This window comes from Agromyces solani (assembly GCF_058349925.1).
This window is the reverse complement of sequence record NZ_JBYRER010000003.1, coordinates 596,924-616,945: the sequence shown is the minus strand read 5'-3', so window position 1 is coordinate 616,945 and position 20,022 is coordinate 596,924. Positions and strand designations below refer to the sequence as shown.

Sequence of the window (20,022 nt, the reverse complement as noted above, 5' to 3'; positions counted from 1 at the left end):
CGGCCCTGATCGCGAGGCATAGACTTTTGTCTATGAGTCTCGCTCAGCTCTCGGCGACCGTGTCCGATCCGACGCGCACGCGAATGCTGCAGCTGATCCTGGGTCGGCCCGACGCGCGATCCACGGTGACTCGGCTTGCCGGGGAACTCGGGCTGCGTCAGCCGACGATCACGCATCACGCGAAGGTGCTCGTCGAGGCGGGCGTGCTCGAGCGCCGCCCCGAAGGGCGGCAGGTCTGGTACTCGGTGGCTCCTGGTCGACTGGACCGCGTGCTCGAGCTGCTCGGTGAGCGGTTCGACACGGAACCGGATGCCGCGGTGTTCTCGCGGGTCGTCGACGACCTCGCCGTCCGGTTCGCCGGGACGTTCAACCGCGAGACGGTCGAGCGATTCGTCGAGGAAAGCCGACGCCTCCTGGTCCGGGCCGGCACCGGTGCACGGTTGGCATCGCGAACGGCCGAGTTCTCGGCGCAGCGTCTGGCTGCGGTCGCGGCCCGCAAGCGGGATTCCACCGGCGTTCCGGAGGTGCTGTTCGTGTGCGTGCAGAACGCCGGGCGGTCGCAGATGGCAGCGGCGCTGCTCCGACGGCTGGCCGGGGATCGGGTGCTGGTTCGAACGGCCGGCTCCGAGCCGGCGGTGGCCGTGGCGCCGACGGTCGCCGCGGCGCTCGAGGAGATCGGGGTGTCGCTCGGCGGGGAGTTCCCGAAACCGCTCACCGACGAGGTGGTGCGCGCGGCGGACGTGGTGATCACGATGGGGTGCGGTGACGCGTGCCCCGTCTACCCCGGCACCCGGTACCTCGATTGGGAGCTCGCCGACCCGGTCGGGCGGCCGCTGGAGGATGTGCGCGACATCCGCGACGACATCGACCGGCGAGTGCGCGAGCTCATGGCGTCGCTCGGGCAGCCTGCCGAGTGAACATCCGCTGAACTCGGCCTCCGCGCCCCGCGTAACCATAGATCGTGATCTATGGTTAACTCATCGAATCCGAGGAGAGCGTCACCTGATGACTGAAAAGCCCACTGTCCTGTTCGTGTGCGTGCACAACGCCGGTCGCTCGCAGATGGCCGCCGGCTTCCTGCGCCAGCTCGGCGGAGACCGCGTCGAGGTGCTCTCGGCCGGATCCGAGCCGAAGGACCGGATCAACCCGGTCGCGGTGCAGGCGATGGCCGAGGAGGGCATCGATATCGCGAACAACGTGCCGAAGGTGCTCACCACCGAGGCGGTCCGCGACTCCGACGTCGTGATCACGATGGGCTGCGGCGACGCCTGCCCGATCTTCCCCGGCAAGCGGTACGAGGACTGGGAGCTCGACGACCCGGCCGGTCAAGGCATCGAGGCCGTGCGGCCGATCCGCGACGAGATCCGCGGCCGGGTCGAGGCGCTGCTCGCCGAACTGCTGCCGGCGTAGGCGACGTCGGCGGGCTCAGCAGTCCGAGGATGAGCAGCAGCTCGACGACCCGCCGAGATCGGTGGAGCAGACCCCGGTCGCCGGCAGCACGAGCTCGACGTTCGACGCCGAGACGAGATCGCCGGCGAGCCAGGCGGTGACCGACCGCACCTGCTCGTAGCCGGTCGCGAGGAGGAAGGTCGGGGCGCGGCCGTAGGACTTCATGCCGACGATGAAGAACCCGTGCTCGGGGTGGGTGAGCTCGGCGAAGCCGTGCGGCTCGACGGTGCCGCACGAGTGGACGTTCGGGTCGATCAGCGGTGCGAGCCGCTTCGGCGCCTCGACGATCTCGTCGAGCTCGAGGCGGATCTCGCGCAACAGGTCGAGGTTCGGCCGGAAACCGGTCGCGTTCACCACGAGGTCGGTCGCGTGCACCGCGAGGTCGCCGCCCCGCTGCCCGACGAGTTCGACCCCGTCGGTGCCGCGGCGGGCGCGGAGGATCTCGAAGCCGTCCACGAGCTCGATGTCGCCGCGGCGGACTGCCGCGTCGACGCGACCGCCGAGCTTCGCGCGGTCGGCCAGTTCGTCGTCGGCCGACGACGACACCCGAACGGCCTGCGCGTTGCGGATGAGCCAGGTGACCCGTGTGCCCGGCACTTCGCGGGCGAGCTGAACGAGCCCGAGCAACGTGTTCGCGGCCGAGTGACCGGCGCCGACGACGGTGGTGTGCCGGCCCGCGAACGTGTCGCGATCGCGCCCGAGAACGTCGGGCAGAGCCGGCTGCACGCGGTCGGCGACCTCGTCGAGGCCGAGCAGCGCGAGTCCCGACGACCCCAGCGAGTTCGGCGAGCGGTACGTGCCCGAGGCGTCGATCACCGCGCGGGCCGTGAGCTCCTCGACACCCGATGCGGTACGGAGGCGTACCAGGAACGGCGTCGCCGATCGGTTCGAGGTGCGGGTCCGGTCCATGCCCTGGCGGCTGACGGCGAGCACCTCGGCACCCGTTCGGATGCGGGAGGCGATCGATTCGAGCCGGCTCAGCGGCAGAAGATACCCGTCGACGAGCTCGCGACCCGACGGGGCACGCTCGGGGCTCGGCAGCACCCACCCCTCGGCCTCGAGAAGGCGCTGCGACGCCGGGTCGACGAGATGCCGCCACGGCGAGAACAGTCGGGTGTGACCCCAGGCGCGCACGCTGTCGGCGATGTCGTCGCCCGCCTCGAGCACGACGAAGTCGATTCCGCGCTCGACGAGGTTCGCCGCGGCGGCGAGCCCGATCGGGCCGGCGCCGACGATCACCACCGGCAACGTCGAGAGGCGGTCGTCGGTCACGGGGCGGGTCGTCACGTCGAGCAGTGTCACTGCGTCCTCCAGGGGGGTATCGATGGATATCGATGGACTTCGATGCGATGAGTATGGAACGAAATATCGATGACTGTCAATATCGAGTATCATCGATGCATGGTCACGATGCTCGACGTCACGGATGTCTCGGCGAACGCCGCGGCAGAGTCGTGCTGCGCGCCGCTCGTCCGCGAGACGATCACCGCCGACGACGCCGAGCGGTTCGCTCGCCGGCTCAAGGCGCTCGCCGACCCCGTGCGGCTCCGCCTCGTCTCCATCGTCGCCGCCTCGGCGGGGCAGGAGGCGTGCGTCTGCGACCTCATCGAACCGGTCGGGCTGAGCCAGCCGACGGTGTCGCACCACCTCAAGATCCTCACCGAGGCGGGCTTCCTCTCGCGGTCGAAGCGGGGCACCTGGGCGTACTACCGGCTCGTGCCCGGCGCGCTCGAGGCGGCCGCCGCGCCCCTGCTCGACGCCTGATCCGCGGCGCGCACCCGGTGGCGGGCGCCGGTAGCGTGGGCGCATGACCGGACGAGACGTGAGCTGGAGCGAAGGACGCTGGACGAGGGCACCGGCGTCGAGTCGCGTCGATGCCGGAGCCCTCGTCGCCGAGGCGATCGAGGGCAGCGACTACTGGCGCACGACGCACTACGGGTTCGTGCACGACGACGGCCATGGACTGCTCGCCGACTGGCCCGCCGACGCCGCGGTCGAGGTCGTGTTCGACAGTTCGACCCTCACGGGGCTCTACGACCAGGCGGGACTGCTGCTCTTCGCAGGCGAGAACCAGTGGATCAAGGCGGGTCTCGAGATGTCCGACGGCGTGCCGCACCTCGGCGCGGTCGTGACGAACGGCGTCTCCGACTGGTCGCTCGCACCGGTGCCCGAGTGGGCCGGCCGTCGCGTGACCGTTCGCGCGAGCCGCGGTGGCGAGGCGGGCGACGCGGTCACGCTGCGGGCGCGCGCCGACGACGGGCCGTGGCGGACACTGAGGGTCGCGCCGTTCACGGCCGGACCCGCCGAGGCCGGACCGATGCTGTGCGCACCGCTGCGGGCCGGCCTCGAGGTGCGGTTCACGCGATGGGCGTTCGTGCCGGCCGACGTCGACCTGCACGAGGATCCGCCGATCGCCTGAGCCCGAGGGTGGTATCGACCCGAGCTTCGGGCAGATGGGCGGCGCCCTGGTCTGCACCCAGCTCGGTGCCGGCGAGAAGCTCGTCATCGGCGACGTGCTTCGGCCGCCGGCCGTCGATGTCACGGTTCGCGATGTGCGGCTCATCGGCGCCGAGGGGGTCAGCCTCACCGAGGCCTACCTGGTTCCCGTCGAGGGGAACATCGGCGCGGCCGAGTATCCGCCGACGACGCCGAAGTGGGACGAACGCGTTGCGGCCGTGGGCGGCGCGGCGCAGGCCGGTGAGCCGATGGCGGTTGTCGCCGTGGTCGAGCGTGGTGAGGTGCCCGGCCACGTCGACGCGATCCGCGTCGACTACGAGGTCGCCGGCGTCCGCTTCACGTCGACGGGAGGCATGACGTTCGATCTCCCCGACCGCTGCAGCTGACGCGGTTCACCCGCGAGAACGTGACGAGGCCACTCGGTGCCGCCGCGGTCGCTCAGACGTCGAGTCGGATGCGGCCGACGTGGAGCGCCGCGTCACCGGGCAGCGGAACGGTCAGGGGAAGCGCCGACGTCACGTCGGTGCCGCCGGTCGGCGCGGATGCCTCGGGGTTGAACACCTCGTCGGACCGGCTGAGCACCCCCGAGTCGGTCGCTCGGGTCCGGCGTCGTCGTGCCGCGTGCACGAGCCATGGGACCGACAGCAGGCAGAGTACGAACGGCGTGACGAAGATGCTCGCGAGTGCGAGCGCAGCCCAGGTCTCGCCGCTGACCCCCATGGCGGCAGGCTACGCTCGCGCGGCGTGGGCGTCCAGCACGCGATCCCGCGCCGGACGCCCGGCGAACGCCTGAGGTCTAGCCGGTCGGCTCGTCGGCCGGATCGGGCAGGTAGGCCGTGAAGTCGATCGGATCGGTCGGTGATTGCGTCGAGTCGGTCGATCGGTGCGGGAGCATCGTCGTTGCCTTTCTGTCGAGCGCGAAGCGGACGCGGCAGCCGGTGCAGATGATTGCCGCTATAGGGATATGTCCGGGGATGGCCCTTCGGTTCCACGATTCCCGAAAATCGATCGCGCCGGCTGTGGAGCGCGACGATCCCGTCGCATCGGTGCGTCCGATGCGACGGGATCCGGGTCGGGCTGCGCGTCAGCCCGCCGGCGCGATGTTGTGGTTGCGCCGGAACGCGTTGCCCGGGTCGACCTCGGCCTTGATGCGGCGCAGCCGCTCGAGCGTCGCCGGCGGGTACATCGACGCCGTGATGGCGTCGCTGCGGTTCGCCTCGAAGCCGCCGTACGATCCCGTCGTGAACGCGATGGCGGCATCGCTGCCGGCCTTCACCGCCGCGACGAGCTCGGGGGCGGCGTCGGCCGGCAGTACGCCGTTCACGACCACGAGGGCCTCGGCGTCGCGGTGGGCGATGGCCGTCGCGTCCGCAGCCACCCTCGAGAACGCGCCCCCGAGCCAGCGGAGCAGCGCCATGGTCGGCACGTCGCGGGCGTACGCGGCCGCGACCGCCTCGAGCAGCTCGTCGGTGACCTCGGGCGCGAAGCCGTTGCCGCCGACGAACTGGAACGGCGGACGACCGGGCGGCGCGTCTTCGAGCAGGTCGCCGTAGGCGATGGGGGCGAGGTCGACCGTCGTGACCGACGGCAGCGCGAGGAGCGGTGCGAGCAGCTCGCGCAATTCGCTCTCACTGCCTCGCAACGCGATGCCCACCTGAGGGCCGCCCGGCATCTCGGGCCCCATGGGCGGCATGAGCATGATCGACGAGTTGAGGTCGTCGCCGCCGGCGCGCATGACCTCGCGCCACGCGCGCAGGACCGTGAGCACGTCGGAGCGGTCGAAGCGGATCGAGCCGCCCACGAGCCCGTCGACCGGGCTCGCCTGCACCGTGAAGCGCGTGACCACGCCGAAGTTGCCGCCGCCGCCGCGGAGCGCCCAGAACAGGTCGGGGTGCGAGTCGGCGTTCACGGTGAGCACCTCGCCCGCCGCGGTCACGAGCTCGACCTCGCGGAGCGCGTCGATCGTGAGGCCGTGGGTGCGCACGAGCCAGCCGATGCCGCCGCCGAGCAGCAGCCCGCCGACGCCCACCTGACGGGTGTCGCCCGAGCTGATGCCCAGCCCACGGGGTGCGAGCGCTGCCGCGACGTCGCCCCAGTGGGCGGCGGGGCCGAGCGTCACGAGGCCGGAATCGTCGACCTCGATCGTGTCGAACTCGGCGAGGTCGACGACGAGCCCGTCGTCGACCGGGAGGAGGCCGTGACCGCCGCTGCGCACGGCGATGGAGAGGCCCGCGGCCGCGGCCTGCGCCACGGCCGTCGCGACCTCGTCGACCGTGTGCGGCCGCACGACGAGTTCGGGTTCGCCGGCGCCCGCGAAGACGGTGCGGCCGGAGTCGTATTCGGTTGCGCCGGGACCGAAGGCCCGGCCTGGGAGTTGCTCGCTCAGTTCGGTGAGAAGAGACATTTCGTCAGTCTGGCAGCGCCCGCCGACACCGGGAAGGTTGCTCGCTCAGCGCGGAATCGATGCGCGCGCATGCGCCCGTCGCGGCGATCGTCGCGGGTGTCGGCGCCGCGGCGTAGGGTGCTCGGCATGACGATCAACGACGGCCTCGTCACCGCCAACATCACCATGTCGCTCGACGGCTTCGTCGCGGGCCCGAACCAGTCGCTCGACGACCCGCTCGGCGAGGGCGGCGAAGACCTGCATCGCTGGATGTTCGAGCAGCCCGACGAGGCGCAGCCCATCGTCGACCAGATCCTCGCGCCGCGCGCCTACATCATGGGCCGCAACATGTTCGGCCCGGTGCGCGATGAATGGCCGGATGGCTCGTGGAAGGGCTGGTGGGGCGAGGATCCGCCGTACCACGGTCCCGTCTTCGTGCTGACCCACCATCCGCGCGAGCCCGTCGAGATGGCGGGCGGCACGACGTTCCACTTCGTGACGACCGGCATCCACGACGCGCTCGACCGGGCGAAGGCCGCCGCGGGCGACGGCAGGGTCTCGATCGCCGGCGGCGCGAGCACCGTGCAGCAGTACCTCAGGGCGGGGCTCATCGACCGCATCATCGTGAGCATCTCGCCGATCACCCTGGGCTCGGGCGAGCGCCTGTTCGAAGGCCTCGACCTCGAGTTGACGCCCGTCGAGGTGCTGCAGACCGACCTCGTGACGCACATCACCTACGACGTGCCCCGCTGACGCCGCCGTCCGCAGGTTTCGCGGCGCTCGCGTCGCGCGCTCCTCGGCCAGTGGGAAGGATCACTCGCCCGACGGGTGCGCCCCCGCCGCGTCGATGACCCACGCGTACGCGAAGGCGCGCTCGCGCCAGGCCGAGTAGCGGCCCGAAACACCGCCGTGCCCGGCGGCCATCTCGACCTTGAGCAGCGGGTCGGCACCGGCCTCGCGCAGCTTCGCCACCCACTTGGCCGGCTCGACGTAGAGCACGCGGGTGTCGTTGAGCGAGGTCACCGCGAGGATCCGCGGGTAGTGGTTGACGTGCACGTTCTCGATGGGGGCGTACGACTTGATGTACGAGTAGGCCTCGTCGTCCTCGAGCGGGTTGCCCCACTCGTCCCATTCGACGACCGTCAGCGGCAGCGACGGGTCGAGGATCGAGGTCAGCGGATCGACGAACGGCACCTCGGCGAGGAACCCCGAGAAGTACTTCGGCGCGAGATTCGCGACCGCGCCGATGAGCAGGCCGCCCGCGCTCCCGCCCTGGGCGACGAGTCGGTCGGGCGCCGTGATGTCGTTGTCGACCAGGTGTCGCGCGGCCGCGATGAAGTCGGTGAACGTGTTGCGCTTCTCGAGCTTCTTGCCGTGCTCGTACCAGAGCCGGCCCATCTCGCCGCCGCCGCGCACATGCGCGACCGCGAACACCATGCCCCGGTCGAGCAGCGACAGCCGGGGGATGCCGAAGCCCGGGTCGATCGAGTGCTCGTACGCGCCGTAGCCGTAGAGCAGGGTCGGCGCCGGCTCGCCGAGGGTCACGAGGTCGTGCCGGTAGACGAGCGAGATCGGGATGCGGGTGCCGTCGCTCGCCGTCGCCCACTCGCGTCGCTGGGCGTAGCGGGTCGCGTCGTAGTCGCCGAGCACGGCCTGTCGCTTGCGCAGCTTGCGCTCGCCCGTCGCGACCACGACGTCGAGCACCGTCGAGGGCGTCGTGAAGCTCGTGTACCCGAGGCGCAGGGTCGGCTGCTCCCAGTCGGGGTTGCCGGCGAGGCCGACCGAGAAGAGCTCCTCGTCGAAGGCGAGTTCGTGCAGCGTGTCGTCGGGCGTCGCGTCGGCCGGGAGCCCGTCGGCCGGAACGCGGGCGACCGCGACCCGCGGCAGCCCGTCGCGGCGGTACTCGAGCGCGACGAAGTCGCGGAACGCGTCGACGCTCTCGATGCGCACGTCGGCGCTGTGCGGCAGCAGCATGCGGCGCGGCCCCTGCGGGTCGTCGGCCGAGACCGAGACGAGCTCGAAGTTCACGGCGCCGTCGTTGTGCGTGATGAGCAGCCGGTCGCGCCCGCCCGCGACCACGTGCTCGACGTCGTACTCGACCCCGTCCTTCCGAGGCCACACGACCGCGAACGAGCCCGTCGGGTCCGAGGCATCCAGCAGGCGGGTCTCGCTCGTCACGTTCGACCCGGCCTCGATGACGAGGAAGCGGCGGCTGCGCGTCAGCCCGACGCCGAGCCAGAAGCGCTCGTCGGGTTCCGTGAAGACGACGACGTCCTGGGATGCCTCGGTGCCGACCTCGTGCCGGTGGATCGTGTCGGGCCGCCAGGCCTCGTCGACGGTCGCGTAGAACACGTACCGCCCGCCCGGCTCGAACACCGCACCGGCCGCGGTGCCCTCGATCTCGTCGGTGAACTCGCGCCCCGAGTCGTCCAACGCGCGGAGCCGGACCGTGTACCGCTCGTCGCCCTCGACGTCGACGCCGTACAGCAGCAGCGTGCCGTCGGCCGAGACGTCGAAGCTGCCGAGCGCGAAGAACTCGTGGCCCTCCGCCTCGACGTTCTCGTCGAGGAGGATCTGCTCGCCCGGGAGCGCCGCGCCCGAGTCATCCATGGCCGGCGGCTCCCAGTCGTCGGGACCGGCGGCCGGCACGCGGCAGTGGATGCCGTACTCGAGCCCCTCGACCGTGCGGCTGTAGTACCACCAGTCGCCCTCGCGGACCGGCACCGAGAGGTCGGTCTCCTTCGTGCGGGTGCGGATCTCCTCGAAGACCTGCTCCTGCAGGATCGCGAGGTGCTCGGTCTTCGCGTTCGTGTACGCGTTCTCCTCGTGCAGGTGCGCGATCACCGCGGGGTCGTCCTTGTCGCGCAGCCACTCGTAGTCGTCGACCACGACGTCGCCGTGGTGCACGCGTTCGATCGGTCGCTTCGGAGTCACGGGAGGAGTCAGCACCACTCCACGCTACGTCCTCGGACCCGCTCCGCGGGAGAGTCGCGATGACCGGAGGCCGAAGTTTGCTGCGCGATCGAGTTAGGTTAGCCTTAGCTCATTCCCCACCGCGTTCATCCCGGGAGAGACGTGTGCTCGCCAACTACCTGATCGGCCTCCGCGAAGGCCTCGAGGCCGGTCTCATCGTCGGCATCCTGCTGGCGTACCTCTCGAAGATCGGGCACCGCGAGCTGCGTGGCCGGCTCTGGATCGGCATCGGCATCGCCGTGGCGGTCTCGCTCGGCGTCGGCGCGCTCCTCACTTGGGGCCCGTACGCGATGACGTTCCAGGCGCAGGAGATCCTCGGCGGCGTGCTCTCGCTCGTCGCGGTCGCGACGGTCACCTGGATGATCTTCTGGATGGGCACCCACGGGCGCACGCTCTCGAGCGAACTGCGCGGGCAGGTGGATGCCGCGATCGAGCGCTCGACCTGGGCGCTCGTGCTGCTCGGCGCGTTGTCGGTCGGCCGCGAGGGGATCGAGACGGCGCTCTTCGTCTGGGCGAACGCCTCGGGCGGCAGCGACCCCGTGCTCGGCACGCTCGGCGCCGTGGCGGGCATCGCGACCGCGATCGCCATCTCATGGGGCATCTCGAAGGGCCTGGTCCGGTTCAACCTCGGCACGTTCTTCACGTGGACTGGGCTCTTCCTCATCCTCGTCGCCGCGGGCGTGCTCTCGTACGGCATCGGCGACCTGCAGGAGGCGTCGGTCATCCCCGGATGGGGCACCGCCGCGTACGACCTCACGACCGTCGTGCCCGCGGGCGGCTGGCTCGACTCGCTGCTCGGCGGCATCTTCAACTTCACCCCGCAGCCGACCTGGGCGCAGGTCATCGGCTGGGTCGCCTACGTCGCCGTGACCATGACGCTCTACCTCGTGATGCTGAACCGCCGCCATGCCCCGAAGCCCGCTCCGGCCGCCGCTCCGGCGGTCGTGACCGTCCCCTGACCACGTCCGTCCCCCCGCACCCCCAGTCGAACCAGGAGCTCCCAATGACCCGTCGTGCCCTCGCGGCCTCCGTCGCCGTGACCGCACTCACCGCCCTCACCCTCACCGGGTGCGTGGCGAAGGCCGACCTCGCCGAGGCGATCGGCGTCGACATCACCGACGACGGATGCGCCGTCGCCGTCGACAACGCCTCTGCGGGAGCGGTCACGTTCGCGCTCGCGAACAACGGCACCGACGTCAACGAGTTCGAGATCCTCGCCGACGACAAGCTGCGCATCGTAGGCGAGAAGGAGAACGTCACCCCCGGGCAGCAGATCGACTTCACCGCCCAGCTCGAGCCGGGCACCTACTACACGGCGTGCAAGTTCCAGCAGGTCGGTGCTCCGGTCGGTCTCGCCGCGTTCACGGTCACCGGCGAGGCATCCACCGTGTCGGCCGGTGAGCAGGAGCTCAGCGACCAGGCGGTGACCGAGTACCTCGCCTACGTGCGCTCGCAGACGAGCGAGCTGCTGCCGCTCGTGCAGGCGTTCGCCGACGCGTACGCGGCGGGCGACGACGAGACGGCCCGCGCGCTGTTCGCGGCGGCCCGCGTGCCGTACGAGCGCATCGAGCCGACCGCCGAGGCGTTCGGCGACCTCGACCCGAAGATCGACTTCCGCGAGGTCGACGCGGTCGCCGACGGCCTCGACTGGACGGGCTTCCACCGCATCGAGAAGGACCTCTGGGCGCCGCAGCCCGGCGACCTCAACTCCGACGGCCAGGACGCGCTCAAGGGCTGGGCGCCCTCCACCGCCGAGGAGCGCCGGGCGTACGCCGAGGGCCTCGTCGCCGACGTCGCCGAGCTGCACGAACTCGTGACCGACGAATCGTTCGCGGTCGGCCTCGCCGACATCTCGAACGGCGCGATCGCGCTGCTCGACGAGGTCGCCTCCGGCAAGATCACCGGTGAGGAGGACTGGTGGAGCGGCACCGACCTCTCCGACTTCGCCGCCAACGTGCAGGGCGCCGGCGTCGCGTTCGGCGCGGTCCGCGCCCTCGCCGAGTCGAAGGGCGACGAGGGCACCGAGCTCGCCGCGACGATCGACGAGCAGTTCGGCGCGCTCGAGGCCGAGCTCGCCGAGTACGGCTCGCTCGAGGAGGGCTTCGTCAACTACAGCGAGCTCACCGATGCCGACAAGAAGGCGCTGAGCGACCAGGTCAACGCGCTCGCCGAGCCGCTCTCGCAGCTCACCGCGACCGTGCTCGGGGTCTGACGTGACCGACGGACCGCGGGTTCCGCAGCCCGCGAACGTGTCCCGCCGCGGCTTGCTGGGCCTCTTCGGCGCCGGCGCGGCGGGTGCGGCCGTGGGCTTCGCCGGCGGCGCCGCGGCCGTGGGCGCGGCGATGTCGTCGGCGTCGGCCTCCTCGGGTGCCGCCGGCTCGGCCACCGAGTATGCCTTCTACGGCATGCACCAGGCGGGCATCACCACCCCCGCCCAGGATCGCCTGCACTTCGCCGCCTTCGACGTCGACGACTCGCTCGATCGCGAGGGCCTCGTCGAACTGCTCACCGACTGGACGAACGCGGCGGCCCGCCTGACGAAGGGCCTCGAGGTCGAGGAGGGCGGCGCGGTCGGCGGCTCCGACTACGCGCCGCCCGCCGACACCGGCGAGGCGCTCGGGCTCCCGGCCGCGGGCCTCACCCTCACCTTCGGCTTCGGGCCGGGCATCTTCGAGGATGCCTCCGGCGCCGACCGCTTCGGACTCGCGAGTCGCCGACCGCACGGGCTCGAGCCGCTGCCGCGCTTCCAGGGCGACGCGCTCGAACCGGCTCGCACGGGCGGCGACCTCTGCATCCAGGCGTGCGCCGACGACCCGCAGGTCGCCGTGCACGCGATCCGCAACCTCAGCCGCATCGCGTTCGGTCGGGCGACCCTGCGCTGGTCGCAGCTCGGCTTCGGCCGCACGTCATCGACCTCGACCGCGCAGGCGACGCCGCGCAACCTCTTCGGCTTCAAGGACGGCACGGCGAACGTCAAGGCCGAGGAGGCCGGCGTCGTCGACGAACAGGTCTGGGTGGAGGCATCCGACGGCGCCGCCTGGCTGGCGGGCGGTTCGTACCTCGTCGCGCGGCGCATCCGCATGAAGATCGAGACGTGGGACCGGGTGCAGCTCGGCGAGCAGGAGACGCTGGTCGGCCGCTCGAAGGGCGAGGGCGCTCCGCTGTCGGGCGGCACCGAGTTCACGGAGCCCGACTTCGAGGCCGAGGGGCCGACCGGTGCGCCGCTCATCGATGCGAACGCGCACGTGCGGCTCGCGCACTCGTCGAGCAACAACGGGGCGCGCATGCTGCGCCGGGGCTACAACTTCGTCGACGGCAACGACGAGCTCGGGCAGCTCGACGCGGGGCTCTTCTTCCTGTCGTTCCAGCGTTCGCCCCAGCAGTTCATCGACATCCAGACCTCGCTCGCGACCGACGGGCTCAACGAGTACCTCAAGCACGTCGGCTCGGCGATCTTCGCCGTTCCGGGCGGCATCGCCGAGGGCGAGTTCGTCGGGCAGAAGCTGTTCGCCTGATTCGGCGCGCCGCGCCGGGTGGCGGCTCGGCACGGACGGCGCGCCGGGCTCACTCGGCCTCGTCGTCCTCTTCGACCTCGGCGACCTCCCACTGGTCGCCGCCGACGCTCCTGAGGAACCCCCGCACCCGCTCGCCGTCGCGCTCGGCCTGGAACGCGATCACGCCGGGCTCGCCCGGGCCCACGATCTGCTCGGCCGAGAACGTCGCCGACTCGTAGCCGATCGTGCCCAGTGCATCGGCGCGGGCGCCCTGGTCCCAGGAGCCGGGCATGAACCCGAACATGGCGACGGCCGCGAGCGCCGCGAGGAAGAAGATCGCACTGCCCAGTTCGCGGATGGGCTTCGAACGCCGCCGCGTTCCGAGGCTCGACACCACGATGCCGCCGATCGCGATCGCGATCGGGATCGCGAGGGGCCAGGGGTGCCACGGTGCGACGGTGATGATGTCGTTCACAGCGATCTCCGGTGTGTGCGGCGGGGTCGCGGCGATCGCCGCGACGCGGTCGGATCCGCCGCCCCCGACTGCGACGTGCCCGCCCTCCGATGATCCCGCCATCCGGGTGATCCCCGCAAGGGAACCCGCGGGTCACTCCCTCGCGGCGCCTCGGGTCTCGAGGATGTCGCGGGCCGTCGCCGCGATGCGATCGAGCGCGGCCGTGAGGGCGAGGTCGCCGACCCCCGCGTAACCGATGACGATGCCGGCGCCGCTCGTCGCGGCGGGCGGGGGCGCCGCACCCCGCCGGGGATTCGGCCCCGTCGTCGCCGAATAGGACGACAACGCGGCGACGACGATGCCGTCGGCCGCGAGCCGGGCGACGAGCTCGCGCTCGTGCGCGCGGTCGGGCAGCTCGAGCACGGCGTGCAGCCCGCCGTCGAGCGCGCGCAGTCGGGTCGCCGGGCGTTCGAGCGGTGCGAGCGCGGCGAGCACGAGCTGCCGGCGGTGCCGGTACTCGCGACTCGTCGCGGCGATGTGCCGGCGCAGCGCACCGCTCGTGATGAGGTGTTCCATCGCGAGCTGCACCGGGCCGGCGACGGGGGTCGCGAGCTCGGTTCGCGCGGTCGTGACGGCGGCGCGGAGCCCGGGATGCCTCGGCAGCACGAGGTAGCCGAGCCGAAGCCACGGCGTCAGCACCTTCGAGAAGCTGCCGACCAGCACCACGCGCTCGCCGCCGTCGAGCGAGGCGAGCGCGGGCAGCGGCGCACCGGTGTGGCGGAACTCGCTGTCGTAGTCGTCCTCGATGACGAACGCGTCGGCGGCCGCGGCCCAGTCGAGGAGCGCGAGGCGGTCGCCGACCGGGAGGCGCCCGCCGAGCGGATACTGGTGGCTCGGCGTGACCATGATCGCGTCGAGGGCGACGGCAGGGTCCGACGCGACGCCGGCGACGTCCAGGCCGTCGCCGGCGAGGGGCAGCGCGACGAGCTCGGCGCCCTGCTGGAGCAGGGTGCGGCGACCGTTGCGGTAGCCCGGGCTCTCGACGCCGATGCGCGGCGCGGTGCCGTGCAGCGACCGCAGCGCGTGCGCGGCGACGGCCAGTGCCTCGCTCGTGCCGGCGGCCACCACGACGTCATCGGCGGCGACCGCGACCCCGCGCGCGTGGCGCAGGTGCTCGGCGATCGCGGCGCGCAGCGCCGGCAGCCCGAGCGGCGGCGGGCCGTCGCCCGGTGGCGCGGCGGCGGCCGCGCGCCAAGCTGCGCGCCACGCCCGCTCGTCGAGGCGCGACGTCGACGGGATGCCGGGGGAGAGGTCGACCACGGGCGGAGACGCGATCTCGCCGGTCGCGGCGGCGGCGCCCGATGCTCCGGACCTCGACGCGGCCGTGGCCGCCGGCGCACGCGGTCGGCCGGGGTCCGCGAGCTGCGTGTTCGCGGCGACGCGGGTCGCCGCACCCTGGCGCAGCTCGAGGTAGCCCTCGCCCGCGAGCTGCTCGATCGCGGCGACGACCGAGCTGCGGGCGATGCCGAGCTCGCGTGCGAGGGTGCGGGTCGACGGCACCCGATCGCCCGAGCGCAGGCGCCCTTCGAGGATTCCGCGGCGCAGGCTCTCGACGAGCTGCGCCACGACGGTGCGCTCGGCGGTGCGATCGATGACGAGGAGCGGGCCGTCCATCACCCTCCACTGACTGGTCGGCATGAATGCGCTCGAACTGGTCTTCGGATGCTACCAGTCCGGGTCGCACGATCGAAGCATGAACTCGAACGCCGCCTCGCTCCAGTCCGCCCCGCCCACGCGCTCGCACGACGGGAACGACTCGCCCCGAGGCATCCGCCGCAAGCCCGACCGCCAGCGCACCGACCGCGAATCGATCGACGCGCTGCTCGACCACGAGCTCGTCGGCCACCTCGCCGTCGTCGCGCACGGCGCGCCCATCATCGTGCCGACCGGGTACGCCCGGGTCGGCGACCACATCGTCATGCACGGATCTACCGGTGCCGGCTTCGTGCTCCGCGCCGCGGCCGAGCGCGCGACCGTCGCGTTCTCGGTCACCGCGCTCGACGGGTTGGTCTTCGGCCGCTCGACCTTCGACAGCTCGATGAACTACCGCAGCCTCGTCGCATACGGCGTGCTCGAGCCGCTCTCGGGCGAGGAGGAGCACCGGGCCCTCGTCGCGATGACCGATCGCCTCATGCCCGGCCGATCGGCCGAGGTGCGCGCCGCGACGAAGAAGGAGTACGCGCAGACGCGTGCGCTGCGCCTCGCGCTCGACGACGTCGTCATGAAGGTGCGCGACGGCGGCGTCGGCGAGTCGCCCGACGACGGCGAGGACCACACCGTCTGGGCCGGCGTGCTGCCGCTCGGCCGTTCGTGGGGCGAACCCCGGCCCTCCGGGCTGACCCCGGAGGGCACGCCCCTGCCCGCTTCGGTGCGGGCGCTGATGACGCGGCCGACCGGCTCGCGAATGCTCCCCTGATGGAAAGGAACCCACTCATGCTCATGCTCATGCTCGCCCTCGCGGTGCTCGCCGCCTCGGCCATCGTGGCCGCGATCGTCGAGGTCCGCCTCGACGGGCTCGGCCGACCGCGACAGATGTTCCCCGCGCCCGGATCGCGGTCGTCTTAAGCAGGCCCAGTCCGCTTCCGCACCGAAATAGGGCGAACGCCCGATGGGCCCGAGGGTCCTTAGCGAGTTGTCTGAGGTCATCCGGTCGACACGGTCGGAGCCCGACACAGGAGGAACCATGCAGTACTCAGCAGATCTCGTCGCGGTCCGCACGCACGAGGCGAACGTGCTGACGGCCGAGCGCCGGCTCGCGCAGCGGCTCGCCGTCGAGGACCAGGCCGCCGAGGCCGACGCCGCGGGCGCGGCCTCGGCGGGCGGTCGGGTCCGGCGCCACCGGCACGTCGGCCGGCGCGCTCCGCAGCTCGCCCTGCGGTGAGCGGGTCGGCCGCGGTCGCGAGCGTCCTCCCGTTCGCACGACCGATCGAGGATGCCTCGGCCGAACCCGACGCCGGTGTCACCGGTGCGTGGGACGATGGGTTGGTGACCACCGCCGCGTCCAGCGCCACGATGATCGGGCGCGATGCCGAACTCGCCTGGCTCGGCGGCCTCCTCGACGAGGCCGCAGCCGGGGTGCCCCGCACCGTCGTCATCGGCGGCGAGGCCGGCATCGGCAAGACCCGACTCATCCGCGAGTTCCGTCAGCGCGCCGAGCGCACGGCGCGCGTACTCTTCGGGCAGTGCGTCGACCTCGGCGCGGTCGCGGCGCCGTACGCACCGATCAAGGCCGCGCTGCGCGCCCTCGTCGCCGAGGTCGGCGGCGAGCGGGCGCTCGACATCGTCGGCCCGGGGCGGGCGGCGCTCATCGCGCTCCTGCCCGAACTCGGCGCCATCGGCGAACCCGTCGACGCGGGCGCGATCGCCGGCGGCTCCGGCGCCAGCGGGCAGCTGCACGAGGCGATCGCCGTGCTGCTCGAGACGCTCTCGCACGAGCGTCCGATCGTGCTCGTGGTCGAAGACCTCCACTGGATCGACTCGGCGAGCCTCTCGCTGCTGCGGTTCTTCACCCGCATGCTCGCGTCGAGCCGTGTGCTCATCGTGCTGAGCTACCGCAGCGAAGACGTCACCCGCGGCCACCTGCTGCGGCCCTTCCTCTCCGAGCTCGAGCGCGACCGGTGGGTCGAGCGACGCGAGCTCGGCCGACTCTCGCGCGACGAGGTGCGCGAGCTCGTGGCATCCATCGCCGACGAGCCGCCGACCGACGGCGCCCTCGACGTCCTCTTCCGGCGCAGCGACGGCGTGCCCTTCTTCGTCGAAGAGGTCATCGGCCTCGACGGCTGCCGCGACGAGTCCGACCTGCCCGACACCCTGCGCGAGCTGCTGCTCGCCCGCTACGAGCGACTCTCCGACGAAGCCCAGCAGCTGCTGCGGCTCATCGCGACCGGCGGCGTGCGGGTCGGGCATTCGATGCTCACATCGGTGACGCGGTGCAGCGGCGACGAACTCGACGAGGCGGTGCGCGAGGCGATCGTCGGGGGCGTGCTCGTCATCGACGGCGACGAGTACGGCTTCCGCCATGCGCTCGTCCGCGAGGCGATCCTGGCCGACATCCTGCCCGGCGAGCGGGCGCGCTACCACGCGCGGTACGCCGAGGCCTACGAAGCGCTCGCCGCCGCAGGCACGCGCCGGCTCGCGGCCGAGATCTCGTTCCACTGGCTCGGCGCGAACAACGCGGGCAAGGCGTTTCCGTCGACCGTGCAGGCGATGCACGAGGCCCGCCGCGCGACCGCGTTCGCCTCGGCCGCGCAACTCGGCGAGCGGGCGCTCGCCCTGTGGGACGTGGTCGACGGCGCCGAGCAGATCGCCGGCATGAGCCGCATGGAGTTCATGGGCCGCACCGCCTCGCACCTGCGCAACGCCGGCGAGAACGAGCGCAGCCTCACCCTGCTGAAGTCCGCGCTCGCCGAGTGCCCGCCCGACGACCCCGACTTCCCGCGGCTGCTGCGCGACGAGGCGCTCACGCTCGCAGGGGCCGGCCGGCCGGGGTCCATCCCGCTGCTCGAGCAGGCGCTCGAGGTGCTCGGCGACCGAGCGCCGCTCATGCGTGCGACCGTGCTCTCGGCGCTCGCCGGCCGGCAGATGATCGAAGGCCGGCTGCGGCAGGCAATCGACACGGCCGAGACCGCGCTCGAGCTCGCACTGCGAGAGGGGTCGGCCCGCACGGCCTCGGTGTCGCTCAACGTCGCGGCGGTGTGCCGGGTGAACCTCGGCGAGGTCGAGCGCGGCCTCGCCGACCTCGAGCGCAGTCGCGAGCTCGCCGAGGGCGACGGGCCGGCCCTGCTCCGGTACTGGGTCAACGCCTCCGACGTCCACTACCTCATCGGCGAGTACGCCCGCGCGGTCGAGCTCGCCGAAGCCGGGCTCGCCCGCGCACGGCAACTCGGGCTCGAACGCAGCTCGGGGGTCATCCTCGCGTCGAACGCCGTCGACCCGCACTACGCGCTCGGCCAGTGGGAACAGGCGCTGCCGCTCATCGAACGCGCCCTCGCACTCGACCCGCCGATGCAGTTCAAGGTCTACCTGCTGCGGGCGAAGGTCTGGGCGAGGCTGTGGCAGGGCGACGTCGAGGGCGCCGACCGCGACTTCCGGGCGATCCGGCCGATCACCGTCAATCCCGTCAACATCGAGATGCAGACGAGGCTCTCGGTCGGCCGGCTCGCCACCGAGCTCGCGCTCGCCCGGGGAGACGTCGCCCAGGCTTGGCGCGAGGCGCGGGGGCTGTTCGATCCGCGCGAGCGCCCGGCCGTCGCACTCGGTTTCCCGTACGCGTGGGCGGTCGCCCGGGTCGTGGCCGCGGCGAAGGCCGGCGCCGGCGCGGCCGACGCCGAGGGCGCCGCCGCGGTCGCCGAGGCCGCCGCATCCGAGGCGGCGCTGCACGAGCTGGTCGCCGGATTCGATCCCTGGCCGCTCGAGCCGCTCTGGTCGTCGTTGATCGAGGCCGAACTCGCCGGTGCCGATGCCGGCCTGCCGGTCGGCGGCGACGTCGGTGCCTGGCGCTCGGCCGTCGAGGCGGCGTCGGCGGCGACATCCGAGGCGTTCCTGCGGCCGTACGCGCTGCTCCGCCTCGGCGAGGCCGAACTCGCCTCCGGAGACCGCGTCGCCGCGCGCGCCACCCTGCAGTCGGCGCACGACGAGGCCGAGGCGGTCGGCGTCGGCGCCGTGCTCGCGTCGGTCATGCGCGTCGCCGGCGCCGCAGGCCTCGCCGTCGACGCCGGCCACCGCCCCGGTGCCGACACAGTCGGGGTGACCGACGGCATCGCCGCTTCGACCGACGCCGCAGCCGAGCTGACCGCACGCGAACGCCAGGTGCTCGAGCTCATCGCCGAGGGCCTCAGCAACCGGCAGATCGGTGAGCGGTTGTTCATCAGCGGCAAGACGGCGAGCGTGCACGTGTCGTCGATCCTGCGCAAGCTCGGTGCGGCGACGCGCACGGAGGCGGCGTACCGCGCGGGCGCGCTGCGCTGAACCGCGTCGCCGGAGAGGCCTCTGCACGGGCGGATGAGGCGGGCACCGCTAGCGTCGAACCCATGACGCGTCGCATCACCTGGGCCGGGCTGCCCAACACGTGGGATCTCGGCGGACTCGACGGGGCGCTCGGCACGACGCGGCATGGACGCGTGTACCGGTCGGCCATGCTCGACGGGCTCGACGAGTCCGCGCGCGCCGAGCTGTACGGCGGCGGAGTGCGCACGATCATCGACCTCCGCAACGACGACGAGGTGGCCGCGGCGATCGATGCGCCCTTCATCCGGCACCACCGGCCGGTCGAGGACCAGTCGGACGCCGAGTTCATGGCGCGGTGGGAGACGCTCGACTCGCCCGGCTACTACCCGGAGGTGCTCGAGCGCTGGCCCGAGCTCATCGTCGCCGTGTTCGCCGAGCTCGCCCGAGCCGAGGAGGCGCACGATTCCGGGGCCGTGCTCTTCCACTGCGCGCACGGTCGCGACCGCACGGGCATGATCACCGCGATGCTGCTGCAGCTCTGCGAGGTCGACCGCGGCGCGATCGTCGCCGACTACCTCGCCGCCGTGCGCGCCATCGACGATCACGAACGGGCGACGGGTGACGGGAGCGCGGGCGGACGCACGGTCGGGCCTGCCGAGTTCGAGGCGCTCAACGAGCGTCGCGTGCGCGAGCTCGACGAGTTCCTCGACCGTCTCGATGTGCCCGTCTACCTCGTCGGCAACGGGCTCGACGCCCGCGACCTCGACCGTGTGCGGGCCCGGCTGCTCGGCTGAGCCGCGTCCGTG

General features: G+C 72.4%; 20 protein-coding genes. 14 read left to right on the top strand and 6 right to left on the bottom strand.

Translation table 11 applies throughout. The annotated features are described in order from the left end of the window. Positions 1 to 32 precede the first annotated feature (32 nt). Both AC3RJ7_RS15205 and AC3RJ7_RS15200 read left to right on the top strand, forming a co-directional pair. On the top strand, positions 33 to 917 hold the full coding sequence (locus AC3RJ7_RS15205; protein ID WP_491456690.1) for a metalloregulator ArsR/SmtB family transcription factor: 885 nt from the start codon (positions 33 to 35) through the stop codon (positions 915 to 917). A gap of 88 nt (positions 918 to 1,005) precedes the next feature. Then, a complete protein-coding gene (locus AC3RJ7_RS15200; RefSeq protein WP_491456689.1) occupies positions 1,006 to 1,410 on the top strand; it encodes an arsenate reductase ArsC in 405 nt (134 codons plus the stop codon). A 15-nt stretch (positions 1,411 to 1,425) separates the two neighbouring features. On the opposite strand, the gene AC3RJ7_RS15195 is transcribed toward AC3RJ7_RS15200, so the two are convergent. Further along, positions 1,426 to 2,736 carry an FAD-dependent oxidoreductase gene (locus tag AC3RJ7_RS15195; protein ID WP_491456688.1) on the bottom strand — a complete coding sequence of 437 codons (1,311 nt, stop codon included), beginning with the start codon at positions 2,734 to 2,736 and terminating at the stop codon, positions 1,426 to 1,428. Positions 2,737 to 2,850: 114 nt separating this feature from the next. Between AC3RJ7_RS15195 and AC3RJ7_RS15190 the strand changes: the two genes are divergently transcribed. From AC3RJ7_RS15190 to AC3RJ7_RS15180, 3 genes are read left to right on the top strand one after another with little or no spacing between them, the layout of a single operon-like run. Beyond that, positions 2,851 to 3,213, top strand: coding sequence for a metalloregulator ArsR/SmtB family transcription factor (locus tag AC3RJ7_RS15190; protein WP_491456687.1), 363 nt, complete (start codon positions 2,851 to 2,853; stop codon positions 3,211 to 3,213). Positions 3,214 to 3,256: 43 nt separating this feature from the next. Beyond that, positions 3,257 to 3,868 (top strand): DUF1349 domain-containing protein, encoded by a 612-nt coding sequence (locus AC3RJ7_RS15185; RefSeq protein ID WP_491456686.1) that lies wholly within the window; start codon positions 3,257 to 3,259, stop codon positions 3,866 to 3,868. A gap of 34 nt (positions 3,869 to 3,902) precedes the next feature. Beyond that, the gene (locus tag AC3RJ7_RS15180; protein WP_491456685.1) at positions 3,903 to 4,292 is read left to right on the top strand and encodes a hypothetical protein; all 390 of its coding nucleotides are present in this window, start codon (positions 3,903 to 3,905) and stop codon (positions 4,290 to 4,292) included. 52 nt (positions 4,293 to 4,344) lie between these two features. On the opposite strand, the gene AC3RJ7_RS15175 is transcribed toward AC3RJ7_RS15180, so the two are convergent. Further along, a complete protein-coding gene (locus AC3RJ7_RS15175) occupies positions 4,345 to 4,626 on the bottom strand; it encodes a hypothetical protein (RefSeq protein ID WP_491456684.1) in 282 nt (93 codons plus the stop codon). 364 nt (positions 4,627 to 4,990) lie between these two features. Further along, positions 4,991 to 6,310 carry an FAD-binding oxidoreductase gene (locus tag AC3RJ7_RS15170; protein ID WP_491456683.1) on the bottom strand — a complete coding sequence of 440 codons (1,320 nt, stop codon included), beginning with the start codon at positions 6,308 to 6,310 and terminating at the stop codon, positions 4,991 to 4,993. A 126-nt stretch (positions 6,311 to 6,436) separates the two neighbouring features. On the opposite strand from AC3RJ7_RS15170, the gene AC3RJ7_RS15165 reads away from it, so the two are divergent. Continuing rightward, the gene (locus AC3RJ7_RS15165; protein ID WP_491456682.1) at positions 6,437 to 7,042 is read left to right on the top strand and encodes a dihydrofolate reductase family protein; all 606 of its coding nucleotides are present in this window, start codon (positions 6,437 to 6,439) and stop codon (positions 7,040 to 7,042) included. A gap of 60 nt (positions 7,043 to 7,102) precedes the next feature. Here the strand turns inward: AC3RJ7_RS15165 and AC3RJ7_RS15160 are convergent, their stop codons facing one another. Further along, on the bottom strand, positions 7,103 to 9,238 hold the full coding sequence (locus tag AC3RJ7_RS15160) for a S9 family peptidase (RefSeq protein ID WP_491456681.1): 2,136 nt from the start codon (positions 9,236 to 9,238) through the stop codon (positions 7,103 to 7,105). 128 nt (positions 9,239 to 9,366) lie between these two features. Between AC3RJ7_RS15160 and efeU the strand changes: the two genes are divergently transcribed. Genes efeU through efeB form a run of 3 tightly spaced genes read left to right on the top strand, consistent with a single transcriptional unit; the run spans position 9,367 to position 12,777 of the window. After that, a complete protein-coding gene (efeU, locus tag AC3RJ7_RS15155) occupies positions 9,367 to 10,221 on the top strand; it encodes an iron uptake transporter permease EfeU (protein WP_491456680.1) in 855 nt (284 codons plus the stop codon). A gap of 44 nt (positions 10,222 to 10,265) precedes the next feature. Next, positions 10,266 to 11,474 carry an iron uptake system protein EfeO gene (efeO, locus tag AC3RJ7_RS15150; protein ID WP_491456679.1) on the top strand — a complete coding sequence of 403 codons (1,209 nt, stop codon included), beginning with the start codon at positions 10,266 to 10,268 and terminating at the stop codon, positions 11,472 to 11,474. Position 11,475: 1 nt separating this feature from the next. Further along, positions 11,476 to 12,777: an iron uptake transporter deferrochelatase/peroxidase subunit gene (efeB, locus tag AC3RJ7_RS15145; protein ID WP_491456678.1), complete on the top strand. Its 1,302-nt coding sequence runs from the start codon at positions 11,476 to 11,478 to the stop codon at positions 12,775 to 12,777. A 49-nt stretch (positions 12,778 to 12,826) separates the two neighbouring features. Here the strand turns inward: efeB and AC3RJ7_RS15140 are convergent, their stop codons facing one another. Further along, the gene (locus AC3RJ7_RS15140; protein WP_491456677.1) at positions 12,827 to 13,333 is read right to left on the bottom strand and encodes a hypothetical protein; all 507 of its coding nucleotides are present in this window, start codon (positions 13,331 to 13,333) and stop codon (positions 12,827 to 12,829) included. 30 nt (positions 13,334 to 13,363) lie between these two features. Next, entirely contained in the window at positions 13,364 to 14,908 is a 1,545-nt protein-coding gene (gene pdxR, locus AC3RJ7_RS15135; RefSeq protein ID WP_491456676.1) for a MocR-like pyridoxine biosynthesis transcription factor PdxR, read from the bottom strand. Between the two features lie 55 nt (positions 14,909 to 14,963). Here pdxR and AC3RJ7_RS15130 point away from each other — a divergent pair, with 55 nt between their 5' ends. The 5 genes from AC3RJ7_RS15130 (at position 14,964) to AC3RJ7_RS15110 (ending at position 20,010) form a co-directional block, all read left to right on the top strand. Continuing rightward, on the top strand, positions 14,964 to 15,686 hold the full coding sequence (locus AC3RJ7_RS15130; protein WP_491456675.1) for a pyridoxamine 5'-phosphate oxidase family protein: 723 nt from the start codon (positions 14,964 to 14,966) through the stop codon (positions 15,684 to 15,686). Then, complete coding sequence (locus AC3RJ7_RS15125) at positions 15,686 to 15,835, top strand: hypothetical protein (protein ID WP_491456674.1); 150 nt, start codon at positions 15,686 to 15,688, stop codon at positions 15,833 to 15,835. Before AC3RJ7_RS15130 ends, AC3RJ7_RS15125 begins: the two co-directional genes overlap by 1 nt. A 118-nt stretch (positions 15,836 to 15,953) precedes the next feature. Continuing rightward, complete coding sequence (locus AC3RJ7_RS15120) at positions 15,954 to 16,151, top strand: hypothetical protein (protein WP_491456673.1); 198 nt, start codon at positions 15,954 to 15,956, stop codon at positions 16,149 to 16,151. A gap of 104 nt (positions 16,152 to 16,255) precedes the next feature. Further along, positions 16,256 to 19,237: a helix-turn-helix transcriptional regulator gene (locus tag AC3RJ7_RS15115; protein ID WP_491456672.1), complete on the top strand. Its 2,982-nt coding sequence runs from the start codon at positions 16,256 to 16,258 to the stop codon at positions 19,235 to 19,237. 62 nt (positions 19,238 to 19,299) lie between these two features. Then, the gene (locus tag AC3RJ7_RS15110) at positions 19,300 to 20,010 is read left to right on the top strand and encodes a tyrosine-protein phosphatase (protein ID WP_491456671.1); all 711 of its coding nucleotides are present in this window, start codon (positions 19,300 to 19,302) and stop codon (positions 20,008 to 20,010) included. The last annotated feature ends 12 nt before the right edge of the window (positions 20,011 to 20,022 follow it).